General features: G+C 29.7%; 19 protein-coding genes and 1 rRNA gene. 18 read left to right on the top strand and 2 right to left on the bottom strand.

Annotation, left to right across the window (positions count from 1 at the left end; translation table 11 throughout):
• Nucleotides 1–86: 86 nt before the first annotated feature.
• From rrf to ACTHUW_RS10095, 8 genes are all read left to right on the top strand, one after another.
• Nucleotides 87–203 (top strand): 5S ribosomal RNA (gene rrf / locus ACTHUW_RS10060).
• Nucleotides 204–309: 106 nt separating this feature from the next.
• On the top strand, nucleotides 310–795 hold the full coding sequence (locus ACTHUW_RS10065) for a thioredoxin family protein (protein WP_442196555.1): 486 nt from the start codon (nucleotides 310–312) through the stop codon (nucleotides 793–795).
• A 1-nt stretch (nucleotide 796) separates the two neighbouring features.
• Nucleotides 797–1,990 (top strand): putative glycoside hydrolase, encoded by a 1,194-nt coding sequence (locus ACTHUW_RS10070; protein WP_442196556.1) that lies wholly within the window; start codon nucleotides 797–799, stop codon nucleotides 1,988–1,990.
• A gap of 17 nt (nucleotides 1,991–2,007) precedes the next feature.
• On the top strand, nucleotides 2,008–2,547 hold the full coding sequence (locus ACTHUW_RS10075) for a GNAT family N-acetyltransferase (RefSeq protein ID WP_442196557.1): 540 nt from the start codon (nucleotides 2,008–2,010) through the stop codon (nucleotides 2,545–2,547).
• A gap of 181 nt (nucleotides 2,548–2,728) precedes the next feature.
• The gene (locus ACTHUW_RS10080) at nucleotides 2,729–3,889 is read left to right on the top strand and encodes an ATP cone domain-containing protein (protein ID WP_442196558.1); all 1,161 of its coding nucleotides are present in this window, start codon (nucleotides 2,729–2,731) and stop codon (nucleotides 3,887–3,889) included.
• A 98-nt stretch (nucleotides 3,890–3,987) separates the two neighbouring features.
• Complete coding sequence (locus tag ACTHUW_RS10085) at nucleotides 3,988–4,704, top strand: NUMOD3 domain-containing DNA-binding protein (RefSeq protein ID WP_442213168.1); 717 nt, start codon at nucleotides 3,988–3,990, stop codon at nucleotides 4,702–4,704.
• A gap of 204 nt (nucleotides 4,705–4,908) precedes the next feature.
• On the top strand, nucleotides 4,909–6,126 hold the full coding sequence (locus ACTHUW_RS10090; RefSeq protein WP_442213171.1) for a hypothetical protein: 1,218 nt from the start codon (nucleotides 4,909–4,911) through the stop codon (nucleotides 6,124–6,126).
• An 11-nt stretch (nucleotides 6,127–6,137) separates the two neighbouring features.
• Nucleotides 6,138–6,596, top strand: a complete 459-nt coding sequence (locus ACTHUW_RS10095) for a dUTP diphosphatase (RefSeq protein ID WP_442196562.1) — start codon at nucleotides 6,138–6,140, stop codon at nucleotides 6,594–6,596.
• 39 nt (nucleotides 6,597–6,635) lie between these two features.
• Here the strand turns inward: ACTHUW_RS10095 and rpmA are convergent, their stop codons facing one another.
• Nucleotides 6,636–6,920 carry a 50S ribosomal protein L27 gene (rpmA, locus tag ACTHUW_RS10100; protein WP_442196563.1) on the bottom strand — a complete coding sequence of 95 codons (285 nt, stop codon included), beginning with the start codon at nucleotides 6,918–6,920 and terminating at the stop codon, nucleotides 6,636–6,638.
• Between the two features lie 233 nt (nucleotides 6,921–7,153).
• Between rpmA and ACTHUW_RS10105 the strand changes: the two genes are divergently transcribed.
• The 9 genes from ACTHUW_RS10105 (at nucleotide 7,154) to ACTHUW_RS10145 (ending at nucleotide 18,643) form a co-directional block, all read left to right on the top strand.
• Complete coding sequence (locus tag ACTHUW_RS10105; protein ID WP_442196564.1) at nucleotides 7,154–8,479, top strand: dicarboxylate/amino acid:cation symporter; 1,326 nt, start codon at nucleotides 7,154–7,156, stop codon at nucleotides 8,477–8,479.
• Nucleotides 8,480–8,692: 213 nt separating this feature from the next.
• On the top strand, nucleotides 8,693–10,768 hold the full coding sequence (gene fusA, locus ACTHUW_RS10110) for an elongation factor G (protein WP_442196565.1): 2,076 nt from the start codon (nucleotides 8,693–8,695) through the stop codon (nucleotides 10,766–10,768).
• A 263-nt stretch (nucleotides 10,769–11,031) separates the two neighbouring features.
• Nucleotides 11,032–11,493: a CtsR family transcriptional regulator gene (locus ACTHUW_RS10115; protein ID WP_442196566.1), complete on the top strand. Its 462-nt coding sequence runs from the start codon at nucleotides 11,032–11,034 to the stop codon at nucleotides 11,491–11,493.
• 5 nt (nucleotides 11,494–11,498) lie between these two features.
• Nucleotides 11,499–11,996, top strand: coding sequence for a UvrB/UvrC motif-containing protein (locus ACTHUW_RS10120; protein ID WP_442196567.1), 498 nt, complete (start codon nucleotides 11,499–11,501; stop codon nucleotides 11,994–11,996).
• Between the two features lie 12 nt (nucleotides 11,997–12,008).
• Nucleotides 12,009–13,043: a protein arginine kinase gene (locus ACTHUW_RS10125; RefSeq protein ID WP_442196568.1), complete on the top strand. Its 1,035-nt coding sequence runs from the start codon at nucleotides 12,009–12,011 to the stop codon at nucleotides 13,041–13,043.
• Between the two features lie 5 nt (nucleotides 13,044–13,048).
• Nucleotides 13,049–15,496 carry an ATP-dependent Clp protease ATP-binding subunit gene (locus tag ACTHUW_RS10130; RefSeq protein ID WP_442210658.1) on the top strand — a complete coding sequence of 816 codons (2,448 nt, stop codon included), beginning with the start codon at nucleotides 13,049–13,051 and terminating at the stop codon, nucleotides 15,494–15,496.
• Between the two features lie 131 nt (nucleotides 15,497–15,627).
• Nucleotides 15,628–15,831 (top strand): hypothetical protein, encoded by a 204-nt coding sequence (locus tag ACTHUW_RS10135; RefSeq protein ID WP_442210655.1) that lies wholly within the window; start codon nucleotides 15,628–15,630, stop codon nucleotides 15,829–15,831.
• Nucleotides 15,832–15,864: 33 nt separating this feature from the next.
• Complete coding sequence (locus ACTHUW_RS10140) at nucleotides 15,865–17,109, top strand: D-serine ammonia-lyase (RefSeq protein ID WP_442210653.1); 1,245 nt, start codon at nucleotides 15,865–15,867, stop codon at nucleotides 17,107–17,109.
• A gap of 82 nt (nucleotides 17,110–17,191) precedes the next feature.
• Entirely contained in the window at nucleotides 17,192–18,643 is a 1,452-nt protein-coding gene (locus ACTHUW_RS10145; RefSeq protein WP_442210651.1) for an amidase family protein, read from the top strand.
• 41 nt (nucleotides 18,644–18,684) lie between these two features.
• On the opposite strand, the gene ACTHUW_RS10150 is transcribed toward ACTHUW_RS10145, so the two are convergent.
• A complete protein-coding gene (locus tag ACTHUW_RS10150) occupies nucleotides 18,685–19,440 on the bottom strand; it encodes an NADPH-dependent oxidoreductase (RefSeq protein ID WP_442198837.1) in 756 nt (251 codons plus the stop codon).
• 172 nt (nucleotides 19,441–19,612) lie between these two features.
• Here ACTHUW_RS10150 and ACTHUW_RS10155 point away from each other — a divergent pair, with 172 nt between their 5' ends.
• Nucleotides 19,613–20,239, top strand: a complete 627-nt coding sequence (locus ACTHUW_RS10155) for a hypothetical protein (RefSeq protein ID WP_442213173.1) — start codon at nucleotides 19,613–19,615, stop codon at nucleotides 20,237–20,239.
• Nucleotides 20,240–20,295 lie beyond the last annotated feature (56 nt).

A 20,295-nucleotide genomic window follows, 5' to 3' on the forward strand; every position in this document is an offset into this window, starting at 1 on the left:
AAGCATCTGACTGAGTCTTACTTTATCTATGTAATTTTTAGGGTGCAAACTCTAAATAACATGACTTAATTAATTTTAAGTATAAATCCAGTGACGATAGCGAAGGGGTCACACCTGTTCCCATCCCGAACACAGAAGTTAAGCCCTTCAGCGCTGATGGTACTTAGGTGGTAACGCCTTGGGAGAGTAGGACGTTGCTGGTTTTTTTGTTGTATTAAATCGAAATATGTAATATAATCAGAGTTATAAGTATTACTTATAACTCTGATTTTTTTAGAGTAAATATGGTTGGAAGGGGTATGTATAGAAATGGTTGAATCTTTTAATAAAGGATTATCTTTTGATGAATTTTTAAATAAATCTGATGAAGATGACAGAAATAAAACATTAGAAATGTATGAGAATATAAAGTTAGATGATGACTTGATAAAAAGTATCATGAATATAAAAAATGAAATCAATATACTAGCTTGTGCTGAAATGTGGTGTCCAGATTGTGTAATAAATTTACCAGCTTTAAAGAAAATGAAGGATTTAAATGATAATATAAATATATCGACTATTAAAAGAGATGGTTATGAAAATGAATTTGAAAAAATACCTACTTTTATAATTTATGATGAAAAATTCAATAAATTGGGTAGATTTATTGAAAGACCAATAACTATAAAAGAAGTAGAAAAAACAGGAACACAACCTGAAATAATTGTAGCAAAAAAGAAATATAGAAAAGGTGAATATATAACAGATACAATAAAAGATATAATAAATATAATTAATTTAAAGGGAGAATAAAATGAAAAATATAAGAAAAAAAATAATGATAAATGGTTTGATTTTAGGATTATCTATATCCACATTAACCTTTTCATTTATGCCAGATAGAGCTTTAGCGGATGAAAATAAATATAATGTAAATGAAGATGGTTATATTTCACAACCTTCTACAAATTGGGGTTTATATAAACAAGAAGAAAAAGTTAAAGGAATATTTGTAACTGGTCATTCCTATGCACATCCAACTAAATTTGATGAATTGTTAGATTTAGCTAATAGAACAGAAGTAAATTCAATGGTTATTGATGTTAAAGATGATGGAGGAATGTTATCATATAAATCTGATGTACCACTTGCAATAGAAGCTAATACAAATGATGTTGTAATAATGAATGATAGAGATTTTTTTGCTGAAAGAATGAAAAAATTAATTGATAATGATATCTATCCAATAGCTAGAATAGTTACATTTAAAGATAGGGTATTAGGTTCTGCTAGAACTGATCTTGCTATAAAAAGCAATGGTGGTGGAGTATGGAGAGATAATAAGGGAAATACTTGGTTAAATCCATACAATGAAGAGTCATGGGAGTATCCTATTCAATTAGCAGAAGAAGCTGCACTTTTAGGATTTAAAGAAATACAATTTGATTATGTAAGATTTCCAACTGATGGGAATAGAGGTGATATAAACTATGGACAAGCTGGAGAAGATAAAACTAAAGCTGATGCTATAAAGGAATTTTTAGCATATGCAAGAGAAAGATTACACGATAAAGGAGTAAAGGTATCTGCAGATGTATTTGGGGATATAATTTCTGTAGAAGGTGATTCTACCATAGGACAGCAATTAGAATTGTTAGGTGCAAATACTGATATTTTAAGTCCGATGGTTTATCCTTCTCATTATGGGTTAGGCTTTTATGGTGTAGCATATCCTGATACAAAACCTTATGAAATAGTTAATAGGGCTATGGAAGATGCAGTAAAAAGATTAGACTCTATACCTGAAGATGAGAGAGCTATCATAAGACCTTGGCTTCAAGATTTTTCTGCTCCTTGGCTTAGAAATTCATATGGAGCAAATTATATAACTTATGGTCCAGAACAAGTAAGGGCACAAATAAAGGCAACTTATGATGCAGGACTTGAAGAATGGATATTGTGGAATGCTGCAAATAGATATACAGAAGGCGCTCTTGAAAAGGAATAAGCTAAAAGGAGTTTGTTATGAATAAAAAAATGTTTAATACTTTAGTTGGAGAATCTATATATTTTAAACCTATAAATATTGATGATGCTCTAGAAATACATGAATATGCATCTGATGAAAATGTATCAAAATTTATTGGATGGAAATTAGCTAAAAATGTAGATGATACTAGAGAGATTATTAGAGATATATTAAAAAAAGAAGAATCAGGTTTTGGTGTTTATGCATCTATTGTTCTTAAAAATAGTGAGAAAATTATAGGTACATGTATGGTTTTTGACTTTAATTTAGAAACAAATAATGCAGAAGTTGGTTATGTTTTAAATGCAAAGCATTGGAATAAGGGATATGGTAGTGAAATGATTAGTCTTATAAATGACTATGCATTAAAAGAACTTAAACTTCATAAACTCCATGCCTATGTAACAGATACTAATATTGGATCGAGTAAAATATTAGAGAAAAATGGTTTTAAATTAGAAGGTCACTTTAGGGATTATTATGTTATAGATGACAAATATTATGATGGACTATTTTTTGGTAAAATATTAGATTAATTAATCTTATTATTAATTGCCTAGAATATAAAATAAAAGGTATTGCTATTGTTATTGAAAAATGATAGAATACCATATATAGAGTTACTAAACAAAATATACACAAAATGTTGTGTATATTTTGTTTTTGCTAATATATAATGGGTATTATATATTAGAGAAAAATTTAGGAGGTTTTGTCATGATCAATGTAATGAAAAGAGATAAGTCTTTAGTTCCTTTTAATGCACATAAGATTAAAAGAGCTATAGAAAATGCTATGGCTGAAACAAAAAAAGGTGTGGATCAAAATTTAAGTAAAGAAATTACTGACAAAATAGAAGAATTAATAATTAGAAAAGATATGAATGTATTTGTAGAAGATATTCAAGATATGGTAGAAAATGAACTTATGGATAGTCCAAGAAAAGATGTTGCCAAAAGATACATAATCTATCGTTTTGAAAAAGGTAAAAGTAGAGGCTCTAAGAAAAAGGAATCTAGACTTTTATCTGATCAATTCATAAGTGAATATAAGCATAGAACTTCTCCCATGAAACAGTTAGGAGAATTTATATATTATAGAACTTATTCTAGATGGATACCAGAAGAAGGAAGACGTGAATATTGGTGGGAAACCGTAAGACGTGCTGTGGAGTACAATTGTAGTTTGGTACCTACAACTAGAGAAGAAGCAGAAAAATTATATGATAATATATATAATTTAAGACAATTTTTATCTGGAAGAACATTTTGGGTAGGTAATACTCCAGTTGCAAAACATTATCCAATGGCTAATTATAATTGCTCCTTCCAAGTAATTGAGGATTTTGAATCATTTAGAGATTTATTTTACTTATTAATGGTGGGTTCTGGTGTTGGTGTAAGGGTATTAAAAGATGATGTAAAACTTTTACCAAAAGTGAGATCAAACTATGAACTTATAAATGAAGATTATACTCCTATAGAAAAGCATGAAAGAGAAGATAGTACAAGTATAGAATTCCTTCATAATGATACTGCTAAAATCACAGTAGGTGATAGTAAGGAAGGTTGGGTGCAATCATTAGATTACTATTTTAAACTTATTTCAAGTAATGAATATAGAAATATAACTACAATAGTAGTAAATTATGATAATGTACGTCCTCAAGGAGAAAAACTTAAAACATTTGGTGGTACAGCTAGTGGTCATCAAAGTCTTAAGAATATGTTCTCTAAAATAAATAAAGTTATAATGAAACTTGGAATTATATTTGGAGAGAAAAAGATAAAACTTAGACCAATTGATTGCCTAGATGTGGCAAATATAATTGGTGAAAATGTAGTTGTTGGTGGTAAACTATCATATGCTTCCAACTAAAAAAACTCTTTTAACTCATGGGAACTCCTTTAAATAGGACAATCATGATCCAAGCCTATAAATTACTTCATCTCTACTTAATAATTGGAGGTGAAAATGTGCCGAAAAAGAATTTCTATGTATATGAATGGTTCATAATAGATTCATTTGAGATTTTTTATGTTGGAAAAGGTACAGGAAGAAGAAAATTAGAATTACACAATCGTAGCAAATACTTCATGAATATTTATAATAAATATAATTGTGCTGTTCGTCTTCACAAGCAGAGCTTAACTAATGAAAAAGCCTGTAAGGAAGAAATAAAAAGAATAGCTGAGTTGAAAGCTGTAGGGCAAGCAAGATGCAATTTTACTACGGGAGGAATAGGGTTTGCTGAAGGTTCTTTAAATCCCACAGCAAAAAAACCTCATTATGGAGATGAAAATGGCATGAGAACCCAAAATATAGATTTTTCTGGGGAAAATAATCCTTTCTATGGCAAGAAACACACAGAAGAAACTAAAGAAAAAATTTCTGAGAATAGAAAAGGTAAAGGTGCTAGATTTGGAAAGGATAATCCTATGTATGGAAATGGTACTCTCATTAAAGGTGAAAGAAATGGTATGTTTGGTAAAAAAGGATTTAAGCATCCAAATTCAAAAATGTATGAAGTTATATATTCACCTACTGAGAAAGATATATTGACATATAAACAATGCGAAAAAAAGTTTGGGATAGCTTTTTCAAGAATCTATATAGATGGTGGAGTTCTTCATTATAAAAAGAAAACACCAAACTCAATTTATGAAGGTTTAGAAGTGAAACGGTTGAAGTAATTTATAGGAAGGTGCAACGACCATCGAAAGTGTAGCGTAAAAGCTAATAAACGAGTAGAGTAGGGCCAAGTGGTGGGTAAGAATCCCTTAAATCGAAACGGAGAGGACAAAGTATACTTTGTCAAGATATGGTCTGATCTATATGGCAACATATAGCAGTAGTTAATTCTACGGAGTATGAATAACGAACATACTTGAACACAAATGGTGAGAAGAACGGCTGAAATTGTTTTGGTAGATCCAGAAGATAAAGAGGCAATAGATGCTAAAACAAATCTATATAAGCAAATTGATGGTCAATGGATAGTAGATAAAGATATAATCCATAGACAAATGAGTAACAACTCAATATATTACAGAGAAAAACCAACACGTGAGAGATTACATTGGCAATTAGAAAAAATGAGATATTCAGGAGAACCAGGTTGGGTAAATGAAGTAGCTGGTGCAAAGAGAAGACCAAATATGAATGGTGTTAACCCGTGTGGAGAGATTTTACTTGATTCTAGAGGCCTATGTAATTTAACTACTATAAATGTATATTCATATGTAGATAATGAAAGCAACTTAGATTTAGAAGGTTTAAAAGAAGCTCAAAGATTATCAGCAAGAGCAGGATATAGAATGACTTGTGTAGAACTTGAACTTCCAAAATGGGATAGGGTTCAACAAAGAGATAAATTAATAGGCTGTTCACTTACTGGATGGCAAGATATGGTTAATGCTACAAATATGGATAATGAAGAACAAGCTAGAGTTTTAAATGAACTGAGACTAGCAGCAAAAGAAGCTTCTACTGAGTATGCTGAAGATATAGGAGAAAATGTTCCATTACTTGTTACAACAGTGAAACCTGAAGGTACGCTAAGTCAATTACCTACTGTATCAAGTGGAGTTCATTATTCACATTCTCCATATTATATTAGACGTGTAAGAATAAATGCAGATGATCCATTGGTTAAGGTATGTGAGGAGCTAGATTATCCAATAAAACCAGAAGTAGGCCAAGATTATGATACTTGTACTACTAAGGTAATAGAATTCCCTGTAAAATCTCCAGATGGGAAAACTAAATATGATGTATCTGCTATAGAACAATTAGAAAATTATAAGATGTTCATGGAAAATTATGTGGAGCATAACTGTTCAATTACTATTCATGTAAGAGATCATGAGTGGGATGAAGTTGAAGAATGGGTATGGAATAATTGGGATGATGTTGTAGCTTTATCTTTCCTTTCACTTGATGATAATTTCTATGAATTACTTCCATATGAAGCAATAGATGAAGAGGAATATAACAAAAGAGTAGAAATAATGAAGCTATTTGTTCCATCTTTATTAAGTAAATATGAAAAACAACAAACAGAATTTGATATTGGTGATGAATCATGTGATTCAGGAGTATGTCCAATAAGATAGTGAGGTAAATCATGAAAAATAGAGGTTTTGAAGTAGTTGATTACGAATTTAGAAAACATAAAGAAAAAGAGATAAATATGCCGCTAAGAGCTAGTAGCGGATCTGCAGGATATGATATATATAGTCCCATTAAGTTTAATATAAATCCAAATGAAACCAAGATAATATGGACTGATATCAAAGCTTATATGAAAGAAAATGAAGTACTACAAATTCATATAAGAAGTTCTATGGGCATAAAGAAGGGCTTAGTGCTTTCAAATGGAACTGGTATCATAGATAAGGATTATTATTCTAACAAATCTAATGATGGTAATATAGGAATAGCCCTTACTAATATATCAGAAAAAAATGTTGAAATTAATGAAAATGAAAGAATAGCCCAAGCTTTATTCATTAATTATCTTTTGACAGATAATGACAATGCAACAAATGAACGAATAGGTGGCATAGGAAGCACAGGTAAATAAGAAAAAGGTCAATTTAACTTAAGTTAAATTGACCTTTTTTTATACTACTTGAGGATAAATACTTACTTTTTTTCTCTTTTTACCTAATCTTTCAAATTTCACGATACCATCACTTGTAGCATATAAGGTATCATCTCTACCTCTTTTAACATTGTTTCCAGGGTGTATTTTAGTACCTCTTTGTCTTACTAAGATATTACCACTTAAAACAAATTGTCCATCTGCTCTCTTAGCTCCTAATCTCTTACCTTCACTGTCACGTCCGTTCTTTGAACTACCTCCAGCCTTTTTATGAGCAAAGAGTTGTAAATTCATTTTTAACATTCACAAAACCTCCAATCTAAATAAAATATCTATGTTTTCAATAATATATACTAAATGATAATGATTATCACTACATTATATTATACAAGTTTTTTTAGTAGAAGTCAAAAAAATTTTTGGAAATAGCATAGTATTATCTGTAAATTGAGAAAAATGAATTGACGAATCATAAAACTTTCATTATAATATAAATATTACTATTAAGTAACAATTAAGTGAAAGGGGAATAAGATATGAAAAAAAAGAAATTAGGTTTAACTGCTAGAATTTTAATAGGTTTATTTTTAGGTTTTATAACTGGAATAGTTATTTATCTTTTTGTACCAGAAGGAATGATAAGGGATACTATTATAGTAGGTGGGGTACTTAAATTTATTGGTCAGGTATTTCTAAGAGCAATAAAGATGCTTGTAGTTCCGCTTGTATTTATATCAATTGTAAATGGAGCAGCAGGTATTGGAGATATCAAAAAATTAGGGAGAATTGGTGGAAGGACACTTGTATTTTATATGACTACTACTGCTGTAGGAATATCAATTGCTCTACTTGTAGCATCTGTTATAAATCCAGGTCAAACTGATGGACTTGATCTATCAGCGGTAGTGACTCAAGAGGTTGAAATAAATGAAGCCGTTCCAATAGTAGATGTATTTTTAGATATGGTACCAACAAATCCAGTATCATCAATGGTAAATGCTAATATGCTCCAACTTATAGTCTTTGCACTTCTTATAGGTGTAGCACTATCTGCGCTAGGAGAAAAAGCAGAATATGTTTCGAAATTATTTTCTGAACTAAATGAAATTATGATGAAATTAGTTTCATTTGTTATGCTACTTGCTCCTATAGGTGTATTTGGTCTTATAGCTGTAACTTTTGCAAATGAAGGTTTGGATGCTATTTATGCTCTTGGAAAATATTTTGCTACTGTAATTTTAGTGCTTTTTATCCATGCTATAATTACTTATGGTGGTATACTAAAAATATTTACAGGACTAAGTCCTATAAGATTTTTCAAGAATTTCTTTCCAGCTATATCAGTAGCCTTTTCTACAGCTACAAGTAGTGGAAGTCTTCCTATCACAATGGATGTTTCTGAAGAAAATTTAGGTGTATCAAAAAATATATCTTCATTCACATTACCACTAGGCGCCACTATAAATATGGATGGAACAGCTATAATGCAAGGAGTTGCTACTATATTCATAGCTCAAATATATGGTATAGAGTTAACTTTCATGCAAATTTTAACAGTAATATTTACAGCAACGCTTGCATCAATTGGTACAGCTGGAGTCCCAGGGGTAGGTCTTATAATGCTTTCTATGGTACTTCAGTCAGTTAATATACCTGTAGAAGGTATTGGTTTGATAATGGGTATAGATAGACTTTTAGATATGACTAGAACTGCTGTAAATGTAACGGGAGATGCAGTATGTTCACTTATAATAGCTAAAAAAGAAGGAGAATTTGATGAGGCAATATTCCATGGCGAAAATAGTTTCAATGAAAATAAATTAAAACCTCAAATTAATATAGCAAATGAACCAGCAAATTAAAAATATGCCCATATGGGCATATTTTTAATTTAATGAATATTATAAATACTTGATAAAAATATTTTTAAAATTCTAATCACAGGGTATATAACATATGATTTAATAGAAATATTTTATAAAACTTAAAATAATAATAATATAAAGAAGGAGTTTTAAGTTTTATGTAGAATATTATTAATAGTCAGAATATTAAAATCTAAAGGGGGAATAAAAATGAATAACTATAGTGCTGATAAAATTAGAAACATATCTTTTTTGGGCCACCATGGCAGTGGTAAGACAACTTTAGTAGAATCGATGTTAATGACTACGGGTGCAATCAAAAGAATAGGTAAAGTGGAAGATGGAAATACTGTATCAGATTTTGATAAGGAAGAAAAGAAAAGAGAGGTTTCAATTTATACTTCTTTACTACCGCTTGAATGGAAAGGACATAAATATAATATATTAGACACTCCTGGATATTTTGATTTTGTAGGAGAAGTTAATTCTGCACTTAGGGTATCAAAGGGTGCTGTTATAGTACTAGATGCTAGTTCTGGAATAGAAGTAGGTTGTGAAAAAGCATGGAAGCTGACTAGAAAAAGAAATACACCAACCATATTATATATAAATAAAATGGATAAAGAAAATATAAATTATGATAAATTAATAGGAGAATTAAAAGAAAAATTTGGAAAGGCAGTAATTCCATTTCATATTCCAATAGGAAAAGAAAATGAATTTAAAGGTTTTGTAAATATAGTTGATATGAAAGCAAGAATTTATAATAAAGACAAAAACACATGTGAAGATGCAGAGATATGGCCAGAAAAAGAAGTTAAAATGGGTGATTACAGAGATATGCTGATTGAATCAGTTGCAGAAAGTGATGATGAGTTATTAGAGAAATATTTTGAGGGTGAAGAATTCACAGAAGAAGAGATTCATAGTGCACTTCGTAAAGGTGTAATAAATGGAAAGCTTATTCCAGTACTTATAGGTTCTGCTACTTTAAATGTAGGAACTGAAACATTACTTAATATGATGTGGGATTATCTACCTTCACCAAGGGACTTAGAAACTCCAAGTGGTATAAATCCAGATACAAATGAAGAAGAACTAAGAGAAATTAAAGATGATGCACCATTTTCTGCCATAGTATTTAAAACTATAGCCGATCCATATCTTGGGAAAATCTCACTATTTCAAGTGAGAAGTGGAATGATTAAAAAAGATGATGAAGTATATAATCCAAGCACGAAAGAAATAGAAAAAATAGGTAGCTTATTTATGCTAAGAGGGAAGGAACAAATAGAGGTAAATGAAATACATGCAGGTGATATTGGAGCTGTTGCTAAATTAAACAACACCTATACTTCTAATACCTTATGTGATAAAAACAAACATATTATTTATGAAGATATATACTTTCCACAACCAACATTATTTATGGCAGCAAAACCTATGACAAAAAATGATGAAGAAAAGATAGGTCAAGCCTTTCAAAAGTTATTAGAAGAAGATAAGACATTTAGTGTTGAGAGAAACAATGAGACTAAGGAGCTTTTGATAGGTGGACAGGGAAATACACAATTAGAAGTAATTAAAAATAAGTTGAAAAATGATTTTGGAGTAAATATTGAATTATCAGACCCAAAAATTGCATATAGAGAAACAATAAAAGAAAGTTCAAACGTACAGGGTAAACACAAGAAACAATCTGGAGGAGCAGGACAATATGGTGATGTTATAATTAAATTTGAGCCTTCAGAAGAAGAGTTTGTATTTGAAGAGAAGATATTTGGTGGATCTGTTCCAAGACAATATATACCTGCTGTTGAAAAAGGACTTAGAGATGCTATAAATAAAGGACCTCTTGCAGGTTATCCTGTAGTAAACCTAAAAGCTACATTATTAGATGGTTCTTATCATCCAGTTGATTCAAATGAAATGGCTTTTAGGATGGCAGCGGCATTAGCATTTAGAAAAGGCATACAAAAAGCAAATCCAGTGCTTTTAGAACCTATCATGAAAGTAGAAATTATAATACCGGATGATTACATGGGAGATATAATGGGTGATATGAATAAAAGACGTGGTAGAATTTTAGGTATGGAGCCTTGCGAGGATGGAAGTCAAATAGTACGTGCAGAAGCTCCTCAAGCTGAAATGTTTAAATATACTATAGATTTAAAATCAATGACTCAAGCTCGTGGAACATTCAGTATGGAATTTGTAAGATATGAAGAGATTCCAGAACATATAAGTGAAAAAATCATAGAAGAAGAAAAAAATAAAACTGCATAAATTATCATAAATAAAGAACTTGTTTTCTATTTAAATAGAAAATAAGTTCTTTATTTTGTATAGTTGTAAAAACAAGAGTAAAGAAGATAAAATGAAAGAAAACCTAAGATAATATATGTAAATATGTGTATAGATTAATCTTATAAGGATTAAATTTATATAGAAAGATTTGAAATAACTATAATATGGTGTATAATATAAGCGAAGGTCAAACAAGGTCAAAGTCAAAGTCTGATAAAATAAATTAATTTGGTGGGATATTTATGGCAAGAATAAGTGATATTATAGAAAAATTCATAGTATCAATGATGACAGATGATGAAAAAGATATATTAGAAATTCAAAGAAATGAATTAGCTGAACATTTTAATTGTGCACCTTCCCAGATAAATTATGTTTTATCAACCCGTTTTACTCCTGAAAAAGGATATTATATTGAGAGTAAAAGAGGTGGCGGAGGGTATATAAAAATAATAAGAGTTGCAATAAAAGATGATAATGACATAGGAAGATTATTAATCAGTAGTATAGGAAATCAGATTACAACTCAAAAAGCATATAATGTTATAGAAAATCTTAATAAAAATGAATTTATAAGCAATAGAGAATCTCTAATGATGAAAAATGCAATAAGTAATAGTGCATTATCTTCTGTAGAATATAAAAATGACTTAAGAGCTAAAATATTAAAATATATGCTTATTTCATTGTTAAGTGAGGAGTGAAAATAATGATTTGTGATAAATGTAAAGAAAATGAAGCAACGGTTCACTATAAAGAAATTATAAATGGCAATAAAAAAGAAATGCATTTTTGTGACAAATGTGCAAATCAAAATGAGATAAATTCTCCATTTTCAATAAATCATTTATTTGCAGGATTATTAGATAGTGGTTTTGGTGAAAATGTAAAAATTGACTATAAAGACCCTATAAAATGTGATAATTGTGGGATGACCTATGAGAAATTTAAACAAACTGGAAAATTTGGTTGTAGCAAATGCTATTCATCATTTGAAGATAAATTAAATCCGTTATTTAAAAGAATACATGGACATGATACTCATAGAGGTAAAATTCCAAATAGAGCAGGTAAATATCTAAATATAAAAAATGACATAAAGAAACTTACTGATGATTTAAATAGAGCTATAGGGGAAGAAGAATTTGAAAAGGCTGCAGAATTAAGAGATAGAATAAAAAATCTTAAAGAGTCTATAAAAGATTAAGAGGTGATTTATTTGAAATGGTTAGATTGTGATAGTTGTGATCAAGATATAGTTGTAAGTAGTAGGGTCAGACTTGCAAGAAATATAGAAAATGTAAAATTCCCTCAAAAATTAAATTATGATGATGGTTTTAAAATAAAAGAAGAAATAAAAAAAGCAGTTATAAATAATAAAGACATAGGTAAAAACTATAAATATTATGATATGAAAGATTTAAATGAAATAGAAGGTAGAAGATATGTAGAAGATCACTTGATATCCCATTCATTACTTGAGCATGATAAAATTGGTGGTTTTTTATTAAGTGAAGATGAAAATTCTACAATAATGATAAATGAAGAAGATCATATAAGAATGCAAGTACTATATCCAGGTTTTGATTTAGATAAATGTTTTGAAGAGACTAATAAGATAGATGATATTATAGAAAGTGAAATACAATATGCTTTTGATGAAAAAATAGGTTATCTTACTGCATGTCCAACAAATATTGGTACTGGAATGAGAGCATCTGTAATGCTTCACCTACCTTCACTTGTAATCACAAATAAAATTAATGGCATCATCCAAGCAGTAAATCAAATAGGACTCACTGTAAGGGGTGTATATGGTGAAGGAAGTAATGCTATGGGCAATTTATTTCAAATATCAAATCAAACCACTATAGGTGAATCTGAAGGAGATATAATTGAAAAGTTAAAAAATATAGTAAATCAACTTGTAAATAATGAAAGAAATGCAAGGGATGCTATATATAAAAATAATAAGATAAGAATAGAAGATAAGGTTTTTAGATCTCTTGGAACATTAAAAAATGCAAGAATATTATCTACAGATGAAGCTATGAAGCTATTATCAGATGTGAAATTAGGTATAGAAATGAAGATAATAGATAATATTGATAGAATACTTATAAATAAACTTATGATAAAAATACAACCTGCTAATATAATAACTAGCGGGAATGAAAATTTAAATGCAAATGATAGAGATATTTTAAGATCAAAAATAATAAGGGAATCAATTGATAAGGAGGAAGTTGAATAATGGCAATGTTTGGAAGATTTTCAGAAAGAGCACAAAAGGCAATAATATTATCTCAAGAAGAAGCAAAATCTTTAAATCATAATTATGTTGGGACAGAACATCTACTCTTAGGAGTATCAAAAGAAGGAGAAGGTATTGCAGCTAAGGTATTAAATAAATTTGGTGCAAGTACAGATAAAATAAAATTAGAAATAGAAAAAAGACTTGGTAAGGGTAAGGATTCTACAGAAGTATTGGGATTTACACCAAGAACTAAAAAAGTATTTGAATTAAGTTTTGTAGAAGCTAGAAATATAGGTCAAAATTATGTTGGTACAGAACATATTTTACTAGGGCTTATAAAAGAAGGAGAAGGTGTGGCTCCAAATTTACTTAAGGCTATGGGAATAGACCTTAATATGTTGAGAAATGAAGTTATAAAGATGCTTGGAAACAATTCAAATAGGAGTAACCCTCAATCTAATATGAATCAAGCTAGTGGAGCTAAATCCAGTTCAAAAACACCTACATTAGATAAATATGGTAGAGATTTAACTCAGTATGCTAAAGATGGGAAATTGGATCCAGTTATAGGAAGACAAAAAGAAACTGAAAGAGTAGTTCAAGTATTAAGTAGAAGAACAAAAAACAATCCAGTTTTAATAGGAGAGCCTGGAGTAGGTAAAACTGCAGTAGCAGAAGGATTAGCTCAAGAAATAACTGAAGGAAAGATTCCTGAAATATTAAAAGATAAAAGAGTAGTAACGCTAGATTTAGCTTCAATGGTAGCAGGAGCAAAATATAGGGGTGAATTTGAAGATAGACTTAAGAAGATAATGGAAGAAATAAGGAATGCAGGAGATGTAATATTATTTATAGATGAGATGCATACCATAATAGGTGCAGGAGCAGCAGAAGGTGCAATAGATGCATCAAATATACTAAAGCCAGCACTAGCAAGAGGAGAACTTCAAGCAATAGGTGCGACTACTTTAGATGAATATAAAAAACATATAGAAAAAGATGCAGCTCTTGAGAGAAGATTTCAACCCATTACAATAGAAGCGCCTTCGATAAAAGATACTATAAAAATTCTTGAAGGACTAAGAGACAGATATGAAGCTCATCATAGGGTGAAAATAACAGATGAAGCTCTAAAAGCGGCATCTGAGTTATCTGAAAGATATATTACAGATAGATTTTTACCAGATAAGGCTATTGATTTAATAGATGAAGCGGCATCACGTGTTAGGATTCAATCAATCACAGCACCTCCAGAACTTAAAGATACTGAATCAAGGATTGAAGAATTATCACAAGAAAAAGAAGAAGCAATAAATACACAAAACTACGAAAAAGCTGCTAAATTAAGAGATGAAGAAAAGAAATTAAGGGAAGAATTGAAGAGGAAAAGAGAAGACTGGCAAGATGATAAAAGATCAAAATCAAATCAAGTAGGGTATGAAGAAATAGCTCATATTGTATCTTCGTGGACAGGTATACCTGTTAAGAAAATGACTGTAGAAGAATCTGAAAGATTATTAAACTTAGAAGATTTACTTCATGAGAGAGTAATAGGTCAAGACCAAGCTGTAAAAGCAGTAGCATCTGCAGTTAGGCGTGCAAGAGTAGGGCTTAAAGATCCTAAAAAGCCTATAGGTTCATTTATATTCTTAGGACCAACCGGAGTAGGTAAGACAGAGTTATCTCGCGCACTTGCTGAATCTCTATTTGGTGAAGAAGATGCTATGATTAGAATAGATATGAGTGAATATATGGAGAAGCATTCTGTATCTAGACTTGTAGGCTCACCTCCAGGATATGTAGGGTATGATGAAGGTGGTCAATTAACAGAAAAGGTAAGAAGAAAGCCATATTCAGTTATATTATTTGATGAGATTGAAAAAGCCCATCCAGATGTGTTTAATATATTACTTCAATTACTAGATGATGGAAGACTTACTGATTCTAAAGGAAGAACAGTAGATTTTAAAAATACTGTAGTAATTATGACATCAAACGTTGGTGCATCTACAATTAAAAAACAAAAAACACTTGGATTTGCAGCACCACAAAATGAAGAAAAAGCAGAATATGAAAAAATGCGTGATAATGTAATGGATGATCTTAGAAGAAGTTTTAGACCTGAGTTTTTAAATAGGATAGATGAGATAATAGTATTCCATTCATTAAATCAAGAACAAATAAATGAGATAGTAGAACTCATGGTAAAAGATTTAGAGGAAAGATTAGAAAAGTTAGATATAGACATCAAAATAACAGATAAAGCAAAAGAATATATAGGAAAAGCTGGTTTTGATCCACAGTTTGGAGCAAGACCACTTGAAAGAACTATAAGGAAAAAAATAGAAGATAAATTATCAGAAGAAATACTAAAAGGTGATTTAGCAAAGCAAGATAATATATTAGTGGATTTAGATGAAAATGAAGAACTAACATTTAGTAAAGAATAAATTTAAATTATCAAAATGACTATAAAGACAATTGTCTTTATAGTCATTTTTTAAAGTGAAAATTAAAAGGGTTTTTAATTCTTTTCTAGAATAATATATATTAGAAGGAATATTAAATTGGAGGTAATAAAATGAAATTTGGAATAAGAAAACCAAGCTTAAAGAAAAGAATATCTGCAAGGACCAGCATAAAAAGACAAATAGTTCATCGAGGTGGACTTAAAATGCCTAAAGGTTATGGATGGATAAGAAATCCTAAAAAGTTTGCATATAACAAAGTATATAATAAAACTTCATTTGATGTATTTAAAATCTTAAAGAAATTATTTAAGTAAAAACTTTAGATAAAGCAAAGGTGTGATAATACAATGGATATAATTAAAGAACTGAAATCTTTAAAAGAAACTATTTGGTATAATCCTAATTATATATATTCTAAGGATATAATTGATGATTTTTCTATTAATGTAGAAGATGTAAAGAAGGCAGAAGCTAGACTTTTAAAATTTTCATCTTATATTGAGAAAATTTTTCCAGAAGTTGAAAATGGAATCATAGAATCTCCTATAAGTAAAATAAATAAAATGAAAAATAAGATGGAAAGCACTTTTGAAACCACCATACATGGGAATCTTCTTTTAAAAAGAGATGATTTATTACCTATAGCTGGCTCAATAAAGGCTAGAGGTGGAATATATGAAATCCTAAAGTATGCAGAAAAACTTGCTATAGATGAAGGATTACTTAGATTAGATGATGATTATACAGTATTAGCTGAGGAAAAATTTAGGGAATTCTTTTCAAAATATACCATACAAGTAGGGAGTACAGGAAATCTTGGACTTAGTATAGGGATTATGAGTGCCAAGGTTGGATTTAAAGTGATAGTACATATGTCATCTGATGCTAAAAAGTGGAAAAAAGATATGCTTAGATCAAAAGGTGTTCAAGTAGTAGAGTATTTGAATGATTATTCAGTTGCTGTTAAAGAAGGAAGAGCTCTATCTGATAAGGATCCTAATAGTTATTTCATAGATGATGAAAATTCCAAGGATCTTTTTTTAGGATATGCTGTTGGAGGAATTAGAGTAAAGGAACAATTAGAATCTATGGGAATTATAATAGGTGATGACAAGCCTTTAAATGTATATTTACCTTGTGGTGTAGGTGGGGGTCCTGGAGGTGTTGCCTATGGACTTAAAATAGTTTATGGAGATAATGTAAGGTGTTTTTTTGCAGAGCCAACACACTCTCCAGCCATGCTTTTAGGATTATCGACTGGAAAACATGATAAAATCTCTGTAGAGGATATTGGATTAGACAATAAAACTGAGGCAGATGGATTGGCTGTTGGTAGAGCATCTTCTCTTGCAAGTACTATAATGGATAAGCTTCTTACTGGAGCATTCACTATAGAGGATAAAAAATTAAATATATTTTTGAAATTATTATATGAATCAGAAAATATTTTCTTAGAACCTTCAGCCTTGGCTGGATTTTTAGGCCCTATTTTTACGTCTCCTAAATATAAGAATGAAAATATCACTCATTTATGCTGGGCTACAGGTGGAAGTTTGGTTCCAAATGAAATTCAATTGACTTTAAGGGTATAATTAATCTATAAAGATTATAATAATTAATGGTTTTAAAGAAAAGAAGAAAATCATAGCTTACAATTATAAAAAGGAGATAAAAATGGGAAAAGAAAAGTTTTCTTTAGAAAATGCAACTATTAAATCAATCCATGATGCTTTTACAAAAAATGAATTAACTTGCAAACAATTAGTAGAAATGTATATAGATAGAATTAAAGAAAATGACAAAATAGGTCCTAAAATTAATTCTATAATTATGATAAATGAAGATGCATTAAATAGAGCAGAGCAATTAGATGAAGAATTTAAAAAATCAGGATTAACAGGGTCATTACATGGAATACCTGTATTATTAAAAGATAATATAGATGTTACTAATTTGCCAACCACAGCGGGATCTATTAGTCTGGAAGGAATAAAAGCTGAAAGAGATGCATTTATTACAAAAAAATTAAAAGAGGCAGGAGCGATAGTAATAGCGAAAACAAATTTACATGAATTTGCAATATGGGGTGAGACAAGAAGTTCTATACTCGGTCAAACTTTAAACCCATATGATTTAACTAGAACCCCTGGAGGATCTAGTGGAGGAACTGGGGCAGCAATTGCTATGAATTTTGGACTAATAGGTATAGGAACAGATACAGTTAATTCAATACGTTCTCCTGCTTCAGCATGTAATTTAGTAGGATTTAGACCAACTATAGGATTAATTAGCAGAAGTGGTATAGTACCATATTCTTTAACTCAAGATACAGCAGGTCCAATTATGAGGACGGTAGAAGATAGTGCAAAGGTATTAGATGTAATAAGTGGATATGATGAAAATGACTCTTTAACATCATGGTCCATAGGAAATATTCCTAAAACCTATACCAAGTATTTAAATAAAGAAGGATTAAGAAATAAGAGGATTGGAGTTCTTAAAAGTTTTTTTGGTGAAAAAGAAAGCCACAAAGAAGTAAACAATATTATATATGAAAATTTAAGAAAAATGAAAGATAAAGGTGCAATATTAATAGATATTGATGAAAATATAGATGCAGATAAATTAATAGAGGATATAAGTGTACATTTATATGAGTTAAAAGAAGATTTAAATGAATATCTAAGAGGATTAGGCTCTAAAATTGATATTAACTCTCTAAAAAAGATTATAGGATCAGGAAAATATGATAAAGGTATAGAAAAAAATATTAAAGTTGCTCAAACTCTTGATAAAAGAATGCCTGAATATAATAAAAGATTATTTGAAAGAAGAAAACTTCAAAATTTAGTGATGGAAATTATGGCAAGATATAAATTAGATGCAATAGTATATCCTCATCAAAAAAGACCTGTTGTAAAGGTAGGAGAATCTCAAGTGGAAAGAAATGGAGTTTTAAGTGCTGTTACAGGATTTCCCTCTTGTGTATTACCAGCAGGATTTACAAATCCAACCAAAACAGCAAGAATGGGTATTCCAGTGGGAATTGAATTCTTAAGTAGAAGATGGAATGAAAAGGTGTTATTTGAAATTGTATATGGACTTGAACAATCAAGTAAAAAATAAGAAAAGGAGCTGTTTATAATATTATAAACAGCTCCTTTTTTCTAATCTTCAATCTTTAAATTAAATCCTTGACTTTTAACTACATTAAGTAATTTACTTCTTTTTTCATTTTTTATTTCAAGTACTGCTACTACTTGCTTGCTAAATTCATCAAGGGGTTTATCTTCATTTCTTAAATCATAGTATTGTTTCATTTCTTTATCATATTCTTTTATAGATTCTAAATAATTATCTTGTTTTTTGTATTTATTTTCAAATAATTTAAGTGATACATCCATTCTAGGCTTTAACGTTGGTTCTTGATCAGGATATCCAAAACCAAGTCCTACTATAGGAAATGTCAGTCTTGGAAGTTCTAATAGATCAACTATAGCTTGTGGATCATTTAATATGCTGCCTAAGTAAACTGTACCCATATCAAGAGATTCAATAGCATTAACCATATTTTGAGATGCTAGTACTCCATCTGTAAAGCCTTGAAAAAATCTATCCATATCTTTTTTATGTGGCAAATCTTCTCCTTTTTCTTCAGATATCCTCGCATTTCTATAAACATCTACTATAAATATAACTATTTCAGGAAAGTCTTTTATATAATCTTGTTTACAAATTTCACTTAATTTCTTTTTCATGTCCTTATCTGTTATTCTAATCATACTATAAGACTGCATAGCTATACTTGAAGCAGTACGATTTGCTACTTGAAATAGTGTATCTAAAGTCTCTTTCTCCACCTCTTTATTTTGAAACTTTCTAATACTTTTATGTTTCAATTGTTTTTCTATAGTAAAATTCAAAAAAATCATCCTTTCTTTTATTATCTAATCTATATATTACCCTATTATTATTAATAAAACATATATTACATAAAAATTACAAAACCAATTTTATTGTTTATTTCAATAAAATAGGGTAAGAATAATAATAGTTAAGAACAATAAAAACAATAATAAAAGGAGAGGTTTACTTATGAAGAAAAAATGGTTATTACCATTACTACTTGTGCTTATAGTATCTCTAGCACTTGCAGGCTGTGCTGACGATGCAGATGATATGGATGATACAGATACAGGTGATACAGATGTAAAAGAAGATGTAGATGATGCAGTGGATGATGCAAAGGATGCAGTTGATGATACGGCAGATGACGCAGAAGATGCAGTAAGAGATATGACTTATGAAGATATCAAAGTTACTCCAGAAGAAGCATTTGATAAATTCATGGAATTACATCCTGATGCTAAGGTTAAGGAATTAGAAATAGATAAAGAATTAACTGAGTATCAATATGTAATAGAGGGTTATGATAAGGAAAAAGCTTATGAAGTTAAATTAAATCCAGTAGATTCAAATGTAATAAGTGATGATGAAGAAGAAGTTGATTTAGATGATGAGAATGCTGAAATCACTAAAGATCATGTAGCTAAAGTAGATAGTATTATAGAAAAAGCTAAAAAAGAAGATGGAAGCGATTCTGAATTAGATGAATGGAATATATCTGTAGAAGATGGTAAGTTGGTTATGGATGTTGAAATAGGTGCAACAGAATACACTTATGATTTAGATACTGAAGAATTAATAGAAAATGATATGTAATATAAGTTTTGAGAGCTATAAACAAAGAGTTTATAGCTCTTTTTTGTTAATTATAT

It is taken from the genome of Senegalia sp. (in: firmicutes), assembly GCF_052088025.1.
GTDB lineage: Bacteria > Bacillota > Clostridia > Tissierellales > SIT17 > Anaeromonas.